This is a genomic window from Micromonospora sp. BL4 (assembly GCF_003667505.1).
GTDB lineage: Bacteria > Actinomycetota > Actinomycetes > Mycobacteriales > Micromonosporaceae > Micromonospora.
On the sequence record NZ_RCVJ01000085.1, the window covers coordinates 54,877 to 67,164 of the forward strand.

Consider the following 12,288-nt stretch of genomic DNA (forward strand, 5'->3'; position numbering starts at 1 on the left):
TTCCGGCCACCGCCCGTCAGTGTTCGTGCCGCCGCCCGCCACCAGCAAAGCGCCGGCGGGCGGAGGGACCTACGGCTTCTTCGCGCCGGCGAGGATGTCCGGGACCGCGTCCCGGCGCACCGCGTCGTAGAACGACTTGACCCGGTTCGTGTCGGCCAGGACGACGCTCTCCGAACCGATCCGGCCGGTGCCCTTGGTGGGGCTGGTGACGAAGGTCAGGTTGCTGCCGCGGACGCCGCGCATCTGGTTGGCCGTCTCCAGCAGGGACAGCTCCTTGTCCACCGACACCGAGTTCGAGGTGGCCTTGAGGAACGAGTTCAGCTTGCCGGGGTTGGTCAGGAGGCCACCGGAGGAGGCCTTGTCGATGATCGCCTTGATGACCTGCTGCTGGTGCCGGATCCGGGCGAAGTCACCGTCCGCGAACTGCTTGCGCTGGCGTGCGTAGTCGAGCGCCGCCTCGCCGTCCATCCGCTGCATTCCCTTCTCGAACGTGCGGAACGGCGCGTGGATCGAGGTGAACCGCTTCTCCGAGTTGACCTCGATGCCGCCCAGCGCGTCGATGATTTCCTTGAACCCGGCGAAGTCGATCAGAGCCACGTGGTCCACCCGTACCTTGGTGAACGACTCCACGGTCTGCACCATGAGCGGCACGCCGCCCCAGGCGTACGCGGCATTGATCTTGGCGTCCCGGCCGCCGTTGTTGCCGTCCGCGGATCGCGGCACCGACACCCAGGTGTCCCGGGGAATCGAGATCAGCTGGGCGCTGGACCGGTCCTTCGGCAGGTGGGCGAGGATGATCGTGTCGGTCCGCGAGCCGGAGGTCTTCTCCGGGTCACGAGAGTCGCTGCCCAGGATCATGATGTTCATCGCGCCCTCGACCGCCGCCTGCGGGCGACCCTCCTCCGGCACACCCTGGAACGCGTCCACGCGATCGATGTCACCCTCGACCGAACGCAGGTAAAGGCCGCCGGCGATCACCCCTCCGCCCCCCACCAGCGTCACCACCAGCAGGCTGATCAGGAGAATCCGCCGCCAGCGGCGTCGTTGGGGTGGCTGCGGGCCAACCGGCTCGCCGTCGTCCACTCGCAGTGGCTGGCCGGCGGTCCCGGTCGAGTAGTACGCGCCGGGCTGCGCGGTCTCATTGTGACGTGGCATGGCGCGATGCTACTGACTCGGCTTTCGGCCCGAGTACCCTCGTCCGGCCGGCACCGCCCGCCGACGGGTTGAACTGTCGACCGAACTCAATGGCAACAACCCCTGCCGCAAGGCCCGCCGGCCTGATAAGAAGCTCCGGTGGACGCAACGAAGCTCCGACGGGCCATCGCCCGCACCCCGCTCGCGCCCGTCGCCGCCTTCCCGAAACGGCTGGCCCGTGTCGCCCGGCACGACGCCAAGGTGCTGCGCACCTCGGCCCGATGGCTGGTCACCTCGCGGGAACACCACAACTACACCTACGACCTGACCAAACTCAGCCGCCACCACCTGGCCTGGTTCGTCAGCGTGATCTGCGACCGCCCGGTCGAGCAGGTCCGCGGCTGGTTCGACGAGGTCGAGTCCGACCAACCCCTGCGACAGCACATCGAGCAGGCCACGGCGGGCTCCGCCCGGCGGGGGCTGGCCGACCGGCAGGTCCGCTACGCCCGCCGGATCGGCTGGTACGCGATGGTCCGGGCCACCCGCCCCGCACACGTGGTGGAGACCGGCGTCGACAAAGGGCTGGGCAGCTGCGTCCTGGCCGCGGCGCTGCTGCGCAACGCGCAGGAGGGCCACCCGGGCCGGGTCACCTCACTGGACATCAATCCCGAGGCCGGCTACCTGGCCCGCACCGCCCCCTGGTCGAAGGTGGTCGACCTGGTGATCGGCGACTCGATCGCCTCGATCGGCGCTCTGGACCGCCCCGTCGACCTCTTCCTGCACGACAGCGACCACAGCCGGGCACACGAGAAGCGCGAGTTCGACGCGGTGGAGCCGAAGCTCGCCCCCGGCGCGATCCTGCTCACCGACAACGTCACCAGCACCAATGTGCTCGCCGAACACGCCGAGCGCACCGGCCGGCGGTTCCTCGCCTACCGGGAGAGCCCCGCCAACCACTGGTACCCCGGCGACGGCATCGGCGTGGCATGGTAGCCCCGTGCGGCTGACCTCGATCCACACGTACCCCGTCAAGGGCTGCCACCGGCTCGACCACGACGACGCCCTCGTGCGGCCGTGGGGCCTGGCCGGCGACCGGCGCTGGATGGTGGTGGACGCCGACGGCGTCGGCGTCACCCAGCGGGAGACCACCCGGCTGGTCGGCCTGCGCGCCACCGTGCGCCCCGGGGGTCTCACGCTGCGCGCCGACGGTCAGCCCGACCTCGACGTGCCCGAGCCGGCCGACGGTGACCCGGTGGACGTGCGCACCTTCCGCAACCGGAAGCTTCCGGTGCCCGCGCTGCCCGCCGGCCCGGCGGCCGACGCCTGGCTCGGCGCGCTGCTCAGCCGGCCGGTCCGACTGGTCTGGTTGGCCCGGCCGACCCGACACCTCGCCGCCGCGGATCGCGAACACGACACCGGCGACCAGGTCAACTTCGCGGACGCCTACCCGCTGCTGCTGACGAACTCCGCCTCCCTCGACGCGCTCAACGACTGGCTCGCCGAGGCCGGGGAGGAACCGGTGCCGATGGCCCGGTTCCGGCCCAACCTGGTCATCGACGGGGCCCTTGCGTGGGCCGAGGACGGCTGGGTCGGCCGGTCGCTGCGCATCGGTGACCTGCGGTTCCGTGCCGCCGGGCCATGCGACCGCTGCGTGGTGACCACGACCGACCAGGAGACCGGGGTACGCACGAAGGAGCCGCTGCGCACGCTCGGCCGGCACCGCAACGTCCACCAGAAACTCCTCTTCGGACTGCACCTCGTGCCCGTGCACGGTGGCCCCGTGGCCGTGGGCGCCCCGGTCGTCCCGGAGGCGTGACCGGCCCAGCGCTCGCCCGGAGTGGGCACCGCGATCACCGTCCGTCGACACTGTCTTAGCTTTCGCTTAGCCGGCTTGTCCGGTCGATGGCGGTTCGGGCAGCATCGCGGCGTGACGGACGGAAGCGCTCCCGGCGGCGTCGACATCGACATCGACCTCGATCTGGACCGGGCTCCGGACGACCGGCCCACGCCCTCGTCCGGCCCGATCCCCTGGCTGGTCGCCAGCGGCGTCACCGTCCTCGCGGCGGTGCTCGGGCTCACCCTGGCGCTGCGCTCCGGCTCCACTCCGGCCTGCGCCGCCGGCCGCGCGCTCGCCGCCCCGCCCACCGGCACCGCCACGCACAGCGGCAAGGCGACCTTCTACGACTCGAACGGCGCCGGCGGCAACTGCTCGAACCCGGCCGCCCCGGCCAACCGGCTCTACGTCGCGCTCGGCCCGACCGAGTACGCCGCCGGCGCCGCCTGCGGCGGGTTCCTCGACGTGACCGGTCCGAAGGGCAGCGTCCGCGTCCTGATCATGGACCAGTGCCCGGAGTGCGCACCCGGGCACCTCGACCTGTCCCGCGAGGCGTTCACCCGGATCGCCGACCCGGTCCAGGGCCTCGTACCGATCACCTACCGCGCGGTGGTCAACCCGCCGCTCCCCGGTCCGCTCACCTTCCGGATCAAAGAGGGCGCGTCGCAGTTCTGGTTCGCCGTCCGGATCGGCAATCACGGCAACCCGCTGCGCGCCGTCGAAGTCCGGCAGCGCGACAGCGGCCCGTGGCAGTCGACCGCCCGGCAGGACTACAACTACTGGCTGATCCCCTCCGGCGCCGGCGCCGGCCCGTTCACCATCCGGGTGACCGACGTGTACGGCAACCGGGCCACCGTCGCCGGCATCCGGATGGCGCCCGGTCAGGTGCAGACCAGCACGGTCCGCATGTACGGGCGCGGCGCGGCAACCGCCACCTCGCGTCCGTCCGCGTCGGCGCGGCCGTCCGCCAATCGACCCGCGGCTACGCCGACGCCGGCCCGCCGCCCGGCCGAGGTGGCGAAGGCGAGCGCGTCGGTCACCGCGGTGGCCAACCCGCCGGGCACCCGGCCGGCCGGGGCCACGGCCCGCTGGTGCGCGAGCTGACCGCTCAGTCCGTGGACGTCAGGTCCAGCCACATCAGGATCTCGTCCCGGTCGTCACCGGGCGCCACCCGCAACGCGCGCGGCAGGCGACCGATCTCCCGGTACCCCAGCCGGCGGTAGAACGCGTCCAACCCCAGCCCGTCCCGCACCGTCACGTGCAGCGCCTCGTGGCCCAGCTCCCGGCCCAGCCGGGCGGCCTCGCGCATCAGCGCCGAGCCGTAACCGGCACCCTGGGTGTCCGGGTGGACCATCACCCGCTTCAGCACGCACCAGTGCGCCTTGAGCGGGAACCGGTTGTCGCAGAAAATCGCTACACCCACCAGCCGGTCGCCGTCGTATCCGACCAGCAGCCGGTCCGGCCCGTCGGCGATGCCGGCGAAGGTCGGATCGGCGGTGGCGCGGACGTCGGCCGCGGTGACCGGGGGTACGAAGCCGACCGCGCCGCCGGCGTTGCTGACATCCACCCAGAGGGCGACGATCTCGGCGCGCAGCTGCGGGGTCAGCTCGGGATCGAGGACGAAGCGCAAAGTCACGCCCGCCATCCTGACTCCGCGACCAGGGCGCCGGCCCGTGATCGTGACATGCACGACGGGGCGCTTTGATCGAGCTGGGTGCCTCGTCCCGCGACGATGACGTGGGGCCGACGGGATTCGAACCCGCACTGGTACGGACCTAAACCGTATGCCTCCTGCCGTTGGGCTACGGCCCCTTGATGCTGTACTCCACCAGCGTCCACGGCCATTCTTGCCGACGAGGCAGTCGTCTGCCTATCGGGAAGCCGGTTGGAGTGACAGCGTCAGGATCGTAAACCACCCCGGGCTCCACGAGGGCGGGCCGTCGCTGACCAGCGTAGGTGGAGGTCTGGCTGTGACAGTTAGGGCACAGCAGCCGGAGGTTTCGTGGGCGGTTGTCGAGGAAGTCGCCGTTGATGTGATCCACGTGCAGCGTCAACTTGCCTCCTTGCCATGTCGAGCCGGTGCCGCAGACCTCGCAGTTCTCGGGAAGACCGATCGTGGCGAGAGCGCGCCTCAGACGAACACCAGGGATTCGGCGGGAGCCCTCGGGAAGCACCACCAGCAACTCTTCCGGCGATGTCCGCCGCCAACGGACGCCTCGATTGTGCGCCTGGCCGGTGAAGTGGGACGTGTCGACGCCGAATCGTTTGAGCTGACGACTGATGTGCGCGTGGGAGCCGCCGCTGACCCGGATGCCGAGCAGCCGCATCACCTCGGTGATGTTGCGAGCCGCGGCCGCCGCCGCGGCCAGCGCCTCGGGCGTGTACTTGTATCGAACCACTGACGGAACGTAGCCGCCCGGTACGACAGGTCAGTCGAGGCCGAGGTCGCGGCGGAGCTTGGCGACGTGCCCGGTGGCCTTGACGTTGTAGAGCGCCCGCTCGATCTTGCCGTCGGCGTCGATGACGAAGGTCGAGCGGATCACGCCGGTCACGGTCTTGCCGTACAGCTGCTTCTCGCCGTACGCGCCGTACGCGGTCAGCACCGCCTTGTCCACGTCCGACACGAGCGGGAACGTGATGGCGTCGCGGTCGCGGAATTTCGCCAGCTTCTCGGGCTTGTCCGGGGAGATGCCGATCACCTCGTAGCCGGCGGCCTGGAGGGAGGCGAGCGAGTCGCGGAAGTCGCAGGCCTGCTTGGTGCAGCCGGGGGTCATGGCCCGACGATACCGCCGGGCGAGCCGGTGCCGCCGCAGGCGACGCGCGGAGCGGTCGCGGCCACTGGTCGGCGGCGCCCCGGTCCCGAAGGGTGATCAACAACATGCCTTGTTGCCAGGGTATGGCAACAACAGGGTTCGGGAAATAGGCTGACTTCCGCCGGCCCCGGACGGGTCCGCTGACGCGTGGGAGGTCGCGTGGAAACCTTGGCGATGCACATCTCGAACGGGATCATCGATGGTCCCGTCGCAGCGGTATTCGCGGCGCTCGCCCTGGCCGCGCTCACCGGCTGCGTGCTGCGCGGTCGGCGCGACCTCGACGACCGCCTGGCCCCGATGGCCGGCCTGGTGGCCGCGTTCATCTTCGCCGTCCAGATGCTCAACTTTCCGATCTTCACGGCCGGCGTGAGCGGCCACCTGCTCGGTGGCGCGCTCGCCGCGATGCTGGTCGGCCCGTGGGTCGGCGCGCTCTGCGTGTCGGTGGTGCTGGTGGTGCAGGCGCTGGTCTTCGGCGACGGGGGCGTGGCGATGCTCGGCCTCAACATCACCAACATGGCGCTGCTCGGCACCGCCGCGGCGTACGTGCTGATCGCCGTGCTGCTGCGGGTGCTGCCCCGCACGCCCGCCGGCTTGGCGGTCACCGGGTTCGTCGCCGCGATGCTCAGCGTGGTGGTCGCGTCCCAGGGCTTCGTTCTGCAGTACTGGCTGGGCGGCACCACCGACCTGGGCGGCAATCTGGCCAGCCTGGCCGGCACGATGGCCGGTGTCCACCTGCTGATCGGCATCGGTGAGGGTCTGATCACTGCCACCACCGTGGTCACCGTGGCGAAGGTGCGCCCCGATCTCGTCTACGCGCTGCGCGGGCTGCGTCCCGCGACCGTACCCACCGTTCCCGCCGTCGGAGGTGTCCGATGAAGAACCGCTCCTGGGCCTTCCTGGCCGGTGGCCTGCTGGTCGCCCTGCTGCTGGCGGGGGTGGTGAGCAACTACGCCTCGTCCCACCCGGACGGGCTGGACTCGTCGCTGCTCAAGGGATGCACCGTGGACGCCGATGACAACATCGTCGGCGGAAGCTGCCCTGCCCAGCAGGCCCGGGACCACGAGTTGGGGGACAGCCCGCTCGCCGACTACGGGGTGCGGGGCGTGGAGAACAGCTTCCTTTCCACCGGCCTCTCCGGGGTGCTCGGCGTGCTGCTCACCTTCGCGGTCGGCGCCGGCGGCTTCTGGTTGCTGCGCCGCCGTGGCGCCACGACGCCCGCCGAGGGCGATGTCGAAACGTCCGCCGACGACCGGCGCCACGCCGACGCCAACGGCTGAGCAGGGGTACGCGGATGGGTGCCGGTCACGGGCACGTGCTGTACCGGGAGTCCGACTCGCCGGTGCACCGGCTCCCACCCGAGGTCAAGATCGTGGCGATGGTGGTCTTCACGGTCGCCGTGGTGGCCACCCCGCGCTCCGCGTTCTGGGCCTTCGGCGCGTACGCCCTGCTGGTGGCGGTGGTGGCGGCGCTGGCCCGGGTGGGGCCGCGGTGGCTGCTCAGCCGGGCGCTGATCGAGCTGCCGTTCGTGCTGTTCGCCGTCGCGTTGCCGTTCCTCGGTGCCGGCGAGCGGGTCGAGGTGCTGGGCCTGCGGCTGTCCGAGGATGGGCTGCACGGCGCGTGGAACATCGTGGCCAAGGGCACCCTGGGCGTCCTCGCCTCGCTGCTGCTTGCCGCGACCACCACCACCCGGGACCTCATCGTCGGGCTGGACCGGCTGCACTGCCCGCAGGTGCTCACCCAGATCGCGACGTTCATGCTGCGCTACCTCGACGTGCTGGTCGGCGAGGCGCGGCGGATGCGGGTGGCCCGGATCTCCCGGGGTGACGATCCGCGTTTCCTGTGGCAGCTGCGCGGCTTCGCCGCCGGGATCGGGGCGCTGTTCCTGCGGGCGTTCGAACGCGGTGAGCGGGTCTACCTGGCGATGCTGTCCCGGGGGTACTCGGGGCGGATGCCCGAGGTCTGGCAGGGCGACGGCGCGGCGACCACCGGCCAGTGGCTGGTCGCCGCGACCGTGCCGGTGGTGGCGGCCTCCATCGCCGCCACCGCCGTCGTGCTGACATGATCGGTGTCGTGCAGACCGCTGTCTCGCTGGACGTTCGTGGCGTTCGGTACGCGTACCCGGACGGGCATGTCGCCCTGCACGGGGTGGACCTGACCGTGCCGCGCGGGGGCCGGGTGGCGTTGCTCGGGCCCAACGGCGCCGGTAAGACCACGCTGGTGCTGCACCTCAACGGCATCCTCACGCCGACCGAGGGCACGGTGAGCGTCGGCGGCCTGACCGTGACGCCGGACCGGGCCACCCTGTCCGAGGTGCGCCGCCGGGTGGGCATCGTCTTTCAGGACCCGGACGACCAGCTCTTCCTGCCCACCGTGGCGGAGGACGTCGCGTTCGGGCCGGCCAACCTGGGTCTGCGCGGGGCGGAGCTGGCCGCCCGGGTGGACGAGGCGCTCGCGGCGGTCGGGATGAGCGAGCACCGGAACCGGGCGCCGCAGCACCTGTCGTTCGGGCAGCGCCGCCGGGTGGCGGTGGCCACCGTGCTCGCCATGCACCCGGAGATCCTGGTGCTGGACGAGCCGTCGTCGAACCTGGACCCGGCGGCCCGGCGTGAGCTGGCCGAGATTCTGCGCGAGCTGCCGGTGACGCTGCTGATGGTGACCCACGACCTGCCGTACGCGGCGGAGCTGTGCGAGCGCTCGGTGATCCTGGACGGTGGCCGGATCGTCGCCGACGCCCCCACGCTGGACCTGCTGGCCGACTCCACGCTCCTGGCCAGCCACCGCCTCGAACTTCCGTACGGCTTCGCTCCGCGCGCCTGACCGGCGCGGGTCAGGTCTGGGCGGGGGTGGCGGTTCGGGAGGCGGCGTGCAGGCGCAGGATGCCGGCGGCGGTCGCGCCGGCGCCGGTGATCAGCACCAGGGCCACCATCACCCGGGCGACCTCGGCCGGCCAGGGCACCGGCGCGACGGACCGGGCGAACACCGCGGCGTTGGCCACCCCGGCGAAGAGCGCCAGGCAGGCCCCGGCCAGCGCCACCGCGAAGTCGGCGGCCGGGCGGCGGGCCAGCGCGTAGCAACCGGCGGCGATCGCGCCGAGGCCGGTGAGCAGCGACCAGACCTGTCCGGACAGCAGCCCGGCCAGCACCCCGCCCACGCCCTGGGCGCCGGCGTCCAGCTCCCGGCCCACCGGGTAGAGCACGGCGACGACGCCCCCGGCGACCAGCAGCACGCCCAGCGCGGACAGCGCCCGGGCGCCGGCGGGCGCGGCGGCGGCGAGCAGGCCGAGCGCGCCCACCGCGAGCAGCCCCACGATGGTCACCGCCCACCAGGTGTACGCGTCCGGCGGTGGCAGCCAGTCCAGGGTGCCGCGGATCTGCGCCGGTTCGGCGCCGTCGCGCAGCGGGATCGTCCAGTCCCGGACGCGGTGCTCGCGGTCCGGGGCGGCGCGTACCGCGTCCGGCGGTGCCGACTCCCGCCACAGCGCGCGCTGGTCGTGCCAAAGGGCCGTGGTCCCGCCGGAGATCCGCTGCCAGGACGGCGCTGCCGCCGGGTCCGCCTCGGCGGGCAGCGTGGTGTCCCCGGCGATGGTGCGGTTCAGGTACGTGGCGGGGGAGCGGGTGTTCTCGAAGATCCCGTCCGGGCCGATCCGCAGGTACGGCTCACCGGAGTAGCCGATCACCTCGATCGGGCGGCCGCTGCGGTTGGTCAGCTCCAGTCGGGCGCCCGCCTCGACCACCCGTACCTCCAGCCCGGGTCGGGCCGGGGTGACGCCGGTGGTCCGGGTGCGGTAGTCGCTGCCGTCCGGGGCGTCGGCGCCGTGCGCGGCGGCGGGCGCCGCGGTGAGCAGGGTGGCCGCGCAGGCGGCGGTGGCGACCAGGCCGGCGCGGGCCAGCAGGGTACGGATCACCTGCCGGCCGCCGCCACGGCCGCGGTGAGGCCCTGCGGGCTGCGGTCGGCGAGTGGCTGACCGTTGACCAGGATGGTCGGTGTGCCGGTGACGTCGCTCCGGCTCGCCTCGTCGGTGACGTGCTCGGTCCACGTCCGGTACGTGCTGTCCTTGACGCAGACGCCGAACGAGCCCCGGTCCAGCCCCACCCCGGCGCCGATGTCGATCAACTGGTCGTCGGTGAGCCCGGCGCTGCCTTCCGGCGGCTGCTGGTCGAAGAGCGCCTTGGCGTACTCGCGGAACTTGCCGCCGGCCGCGGCGCAGCCGGAGGCGGCCGAGGAGCGGGTGGAGTATTCGGTGGTGGAGAAGCGGTTGAGGTACGCCACCGGGTGGTAGACCACCTTCGCCTTGTTCTCGGCCACCAACTGCTCCAGGGTCGCCCCGCTGGTCTGCTCGAACTGTTTGCAGGCCGGGCAGAGGAAGTCCTCGTAGACGTCGACGGTGACCGGCCCGCCGCCGGTGACGATGCCGGTGCCGTCCGCGTTGGCGCCGGGCGGGGTGGTGAAGTCGTCCGAGCGCTGGCTGGACCAGACACTCCAGCCGATCAGGCCGGCGATGACCAGCACGGCGACGGCGGCGGCGGAGACCCAGAGGGTGCGGCGGCGGCGCCGCTCGCGGGCCAGCTGCTGGCGGACCACCCGGGCCGCGTCCCGCTGCCCCTTGCGACTACTCATCCTCGTCCTCCACGGCGGGTTCACCGGACAACCACCCGTCCACCGAGACGGGCGTACGCGGCCAGATCAGCAGAAAACCGGCCAGCACCAAGAATCCCAGGTCGCGCAGGATCTCCGGGAGGTAACTGGGTGCCTGCCCCTCGGCGAGCTGCCCGCCGCTGCCGAAGCAGCCACAGTCGATGGCCAGGCCACGCGCCCAGGCCGAGGCGATCCCCGCGACGAAGACCACCAGCAGGGCCGCCGAGACTCCCGCGCTGAGCCGGGTGGCCAGCCCGAGCAGCAACAGCACGCCCAGCGCCAACTCGACGAAGGGCAGCGCGGCGCCGACCACGGTCGCCACGTCGTACGGCAGCACCTGGTAGGCGTTCACGGCCCGGCCGGAGGCGGCCAGGTCGCCGACCTTCGACGCGCCGGCGACCAGCCAGACGGCGGCGAGGCCGAGTCGGGCCGCGACACCGAGCCAGGGCCGGACGGCGGCCCAGCGACCGGCGCGGGTCAAAGGTGCTGTCACGGTCATTTGTCGTCCCGTCGTCGCCGGAAGTTCCCGCTCAGCCGGTCAGGGCGTCGCCGACCGCCTCGACCAGGTCGTCGCGTGCCCGGGCGACCCGGGATCGGATGGTGCCCACCGGCACCCCCTCGACGGCGGCGGCCTCGGCGTACGACAGGCCGAGCAGTTGGGTGAGCACGAACGCGGCGCGCCGCTCGGCGCTCAACCGGCGGACCAGGTCGGCGGCGCCGAGCTGCCCGGCCGGGTCCGGGTGCGGGCGGTCGGTGTACGCGTTCGCCGCGAGCCGCTCGTCGAGCCGGCGACGGCGGATCACCGTGCGCAGGTGGTCGGCACAGGTCCGTCGGGCGATGCCGAGCAGCCAGGTGCGGGCGCTGGAACGACCCTCGAACGCGGGCAGCGCCCGGAACGCCCGCAGGTAGGTCTCCTGCGTCAGATCGTCGGCGCTGTCCGGGTCCACCAGGGCGGCGGTGAAGCGCCAGACCTCGGCCTGGGTCGACCGGACGAAGGCCGCCTGGGCGGTCGGGTCGCCGTCGCGCGCGGTCAACGCCCACTCGGTGGCCGGATCCCGGGCACCGCCTTCCGCCGGGTCGGCCGGACCGGCGGCACCGGTGTCACGCGGGACGGGGATCACGACAAACCAGGTTACGCGGCGCCCGGCGCAACGGCGGAGCCCTTGGGCTCATGAATGTTCTGCGCCACGTCGGGAACTTTTCCCCGCCATGGGCCGACTACCCCGTCATGACTTGCGACCACGTGCGCGCGGCGCTGTCGGCGCGCCTGGACGGGGAGGACTCGCAGACGTCCCCGGCGGCGCTGGACGCCCACACCGCCACCTGCGCCGGTTGCCGCGCCTGGCTGGCGAGCGTCGAGCAGGTGACCCGGCTGGCCCGGGTGCAGCCGGTGGAGGTGCCCGACCTCACCGCGGCGGTGCTGGCCGCGGTCGCCGCCGATTCCGCCCACCGGAGCCCGGCCGTCGTCCGGCGGGCCCGCCGGCAGGTGCTGCGGATCGCGGTGGCGGTGGCCGCGGTGGCGCAGTTGGCCATCGCGCTGCCGATCCTGCTCGCCGGGCTGGGCGTGTCGGTGGACCCGCACACCAGCCGGGAGATGGCCTCGTTCGACGTGGCGCTGGCCGTGGGCTTCGGACTGGCCGCCTGGCGGCCCGAGCGGGCACGAGCGTTCCTGCCGGTGGCTCTGGTGCTGGCGGTCTGCCTGGCCGGCACCAGCGTGGTGGACATCGCCAACTCGACCACCGCGCTGATGCACGAGGTCGGCCACCTGGCCGCCGTGGTGCAGGCGGGTCTGCTGTGGGCGCTGGTGCGTACCGGCGGGGAGGACCGGCCGCTCGCGCCGGTGCTGGCGGTGGGGCGCGGCTGAATGACTCA

At 72.7% G+C, this 12,288-nt stretch carries 15 protein-coding genes, 1 tRNA gene and 1 pseudogene; 8 read left to right on the forward strand and 9 right to left on the reverse strand.

The features are described from left to right. Nucleotides 1–69 precede the first annotated feature (69 nt). Nucleotides 70–1,155 (reverse strand): LCP family protein, encoded by a 1,086-nt coding sequence (locus tag EAD89_RS07690; protein WP_121652367.1) that lies wholly within the window; start codon nt 1,153–1,155, stop codon nt 70–72. Nucleotides 1,156–1,293: 138 nt separating this feature from the next. Here EAD89_RS07690 and EAD89_RS07695 point away from each other — a divergent pair, with 138 nt between their 5' ends. From EAD89_RS07695 to EAD89_RS07705, 3 genes are all read left to right on the forward strand, one after another. Then, a complete protein-coding gene (locus EAD89_RS07695; RefSeq protein ID WP_121675231.1) occupies nt 1,294–2,127 on the forward strand; it encodes a class I SAM-dependent methyltransferase in 834 nt (277 codons plus the stop codon). Nucleotides 2,128–2,131: 4 nt separating this feature from the next. Further along, the gene (locus tag EAD89_RS07700; protein WP_121675232.1) at nt 2,132–2,950 is read left to right on the forward strand and encodes an MOSC domain-containing protein; all 819 of its coding nucleotides are present in this window, start codon (nt 2,132–2,134) and stop codon (nt 2,948–2,950) included. 111 nt (nt 2,951–3,061) lie between these two features. Continuing rightward, nucleotides 3,062–4,072, forward strand: coding sequence for an expansin EXLX1 family cellulose-binding protein (locus EAD89_RS07705; RefSeq protein WP_233578302.1), 1,011 nt, complete (start codon nt 3,062–3,064; stop codon nt 4,070–4,072). 4 nt (nt 4,073–4,076) lie between these two features. On the opposite strand, the gene EAD89_RS07710 is transcribed toward EAD89_RS07705, so the two are convergent. The 4 genes and pseudogenes from EAD89_RS07710 to EAD89_RS07725 form a co-directional block, all read right to left on the reverse strand. Beyond that, nucleotides 4,077–4,613 carry a GNAT family N-acetyltransferase gene (locus EAD89_RS07710; RefSeq protein WP_121675233.1) on the reverse strand — a complete coding sequence of 179 codons (537 nt, stop codon included), beginning with the start codon at nt 4,611–4,613 and terminating at the stop codon, nt 4,077–4,079. A gap of 93 nt (nt 4,614–4,706) precedes the next feature. Then, a tRNA-Leu gene (locus EAD89_RS07715) sits at nt 4,707–4,780 on the reverse strand. Continuing rightward, nucleotides 4,771–5,367: an HNH endonuclease gene (locus tag EAD89_RS07720; RefSeq protein WP_199723233.1), complete on the reverse strand. Its 597-nt coding sequence runs from the start codon at nt 5,365–5,367 to the stop codon at nt 4,771–4,773. The genes EAD89_RS07715 and EAD89_RS07720 overlap by 10 nt, the downstream gene beginning before the upstream one ends. A gap of 30 nt (nt 5,368–5,397) precedes the next feature. Further along, a pseudogene (locus tag EAD89_RS07725) lies at nt 5,398–5,745 on the reverse strand (peroxiredoxin); the annotation flags it as partial. Between the two features lie 195 nt (nt 5,746–5,940). Between EAD89_RS07725 and EAD89_RS07730 the strand changes: the two are divergent. From EAD89_RS07730 to EAD89_RS07745, 4 genes are read left to right on the forward strand one after another with little or no spacing between them, the layout of a single operon-like run. Next, the gene (locus tag EAD89_RS07730; protein WP_121652372.1) at nt 5,941–6,657 is read left to right on the forward strand and encodes an energy-coupling factor ABC transporter permease; all 717 of its coding nucleotides are present in this window, start codon (nt 5,941–5,943) and stop codon (nt 6,655–6,657) included. After that, a complete protein-coding gene (locus tag EAD89_RS07735; RefSeq protein WP_121675234.1) occupies nt 6,654–7,058 on the forward strand; it encodes a PDGLE domain-containing protein in 405 nt (134 codons plus the stop codon). Before EAD89_RS07730 ends, EAD89_RS07735 begins: the two co-directional genes overlap by 4 nt. 14 nt (nt 7,059–7,072) lie before the next feature. Further along, nucleotides 7,073–7,843: a cobalt ECF transporter T component CbiQ gene (gene cbiQ, locus EAD89_RS07740; protein ID WP_121675235.1), complete on the forward strand. Its 771-nt coding sequence runs from the start codon at nt 7,073–7,075 to the stop codon at nt 7,841–7,843. Then, entirely contained in the window at nt 7,840–8,598 is a 759-nt protein-coding gene (locus EAD89_RS07745; protein WP_121675236.1) for an energy-coupling factor ABC transporter ATP-binding protein, read from the forward strand. The genes cbiQ and EAD89_RS07745 overlap by 4 nt, the downstream gene beginning before the upstream one ends. 10 nt (nt 8,599–8,608) lie before the next feature. On the opposite strand, the gene EAD89_RS07750 is transcribed toward EAD89_RS07745, so the two are convergent. From EAD89_RS07750 to EAD89_RS07765, 4 genes are read right to left on the reverse strand one after another with little or no spacing between them, the layout of a single operon-like run. Beyond that, the gene (locus tag EAD89_RS07750) at nt 8,609–9,685 is read right to left on the reverse strand and encodes a hypothetical protein (RefSeq protein WP_121675237.1); all 1,077 of its coding nucleotides are present in this window, start codon (nt 9,683–9,685) and stop codon (nt 8,609–8,611) included. After that, entirely contained in the window at nt 9,682–10,398 is a 717-nt protein-coding gene (locus EAD89_RS07755; protein WP_121652377.1) for a thioredoxin domain-containing protein, read from the reverse strand. The genes EAD89_RS07750 and EAD89_RS07755 overlap by 4 nt, the downstream gene beginning before the upstream one ends. Next, on the reverse strand, nt 10,391–10,915 hold the full coding sequence (locus EAD89_RS07760; RefSeq protein WP_121675238.1) for a MauE/DoxX family redox-associated membrane protein: 525 nt from the start codon (nt 10,913–10,915) through the stop codon (nt 10,391–10,393). Before EAD89_RS07760 ends, EAD89_RS07755 begins: the two co-directional genes overlap by 8 nt. A gap of 31 nt (nt 10,916–10,946) precedes the next feature. Further along, nucleotides 10,947–11,537, reverse strand: a complete 591-nt coding sequence (locus EAD89_RS07765; protein ID WP_121652379.1) for a sigma-70 family RNA polymerase sigma factor — start codon at nt 11,535–11,537, stop codon at nt 10,947–10,949. Between the two features lie 107 nt (nt 11,538–11,644). Here EAD89_RS07765 and EAD89_RS07770 point away from each other — a divergent pair, with 107 nt between their 5' ends. Beyond that, a complete protein-coding gene (locus EAD89_RS07770) occupies nt 11,645–12,280 on the forward strand; it encodes a zf-HC2 domain-containing protein (RefSeq protein WP_158610724.1) in 636 nt (211 codons plus the stop codon). Nucleotides 12,281–12,288 lie beyond the last annotated feature (8 nt).

Coding starts and splice junctions, on each gene's coding strand:
- EAD89_RS07690 (WP_121652367.1), bottom strand. CDS start 1,155: ATGCCACGTCACAATGAGACCGCGCAGCCCGGCGCGTACTACTCGACC.
- EAD89_RS07710 (WP_121675233.1), bottom strand. CDS start 4,613: ATGGCGGGCGTGACTTTGCGCTTCGTCCTCGATCCCGAGCTGACCCCG.
- EAD89_RS07735 (WP_121675234.1), top strand. CDS start 6,654: ATGAAGAACCGCTCCTGGGCCTTCCTGGCCGGTGGCCTGCTGGTCGCC.
- cbiQ (WP_121675235.1), top strand. CDS start 7,073: ATGGGTGCCGGTCACGGGCACGTGCTGTACCGGGAGTCCGACTCGCCG.
- EAD89_RS07745 (WP_121675236.1), top strand. CDS start 7,840: ATGATCGGTGTCGTGCAGACCGCTGTCTCGCTGGACGTTCGTGGCGTT.
- EAD89_RS07755 (WP_121652377.1), bottom strand. CDS start 10,398: ATGAGTAGTCGCAAGGGGCAGCGGGACGCGGCCCGGGTGGTCCGCCAG.
- EAD89_RS07760 (WP_121675238.1), bottom strand. CDS start 10,915: ATGACCGTGACAGCACCTTTGACCCGCGCCGGTCGCTGGGCCGCCGTC.
- EAD89_RS07770 (WP_158610724.1), top strand. CDS start 11,645: ATGACTTGCGACCACGTGCGCGCGGCGCTGTCGGCGCGCCTGGACGGG.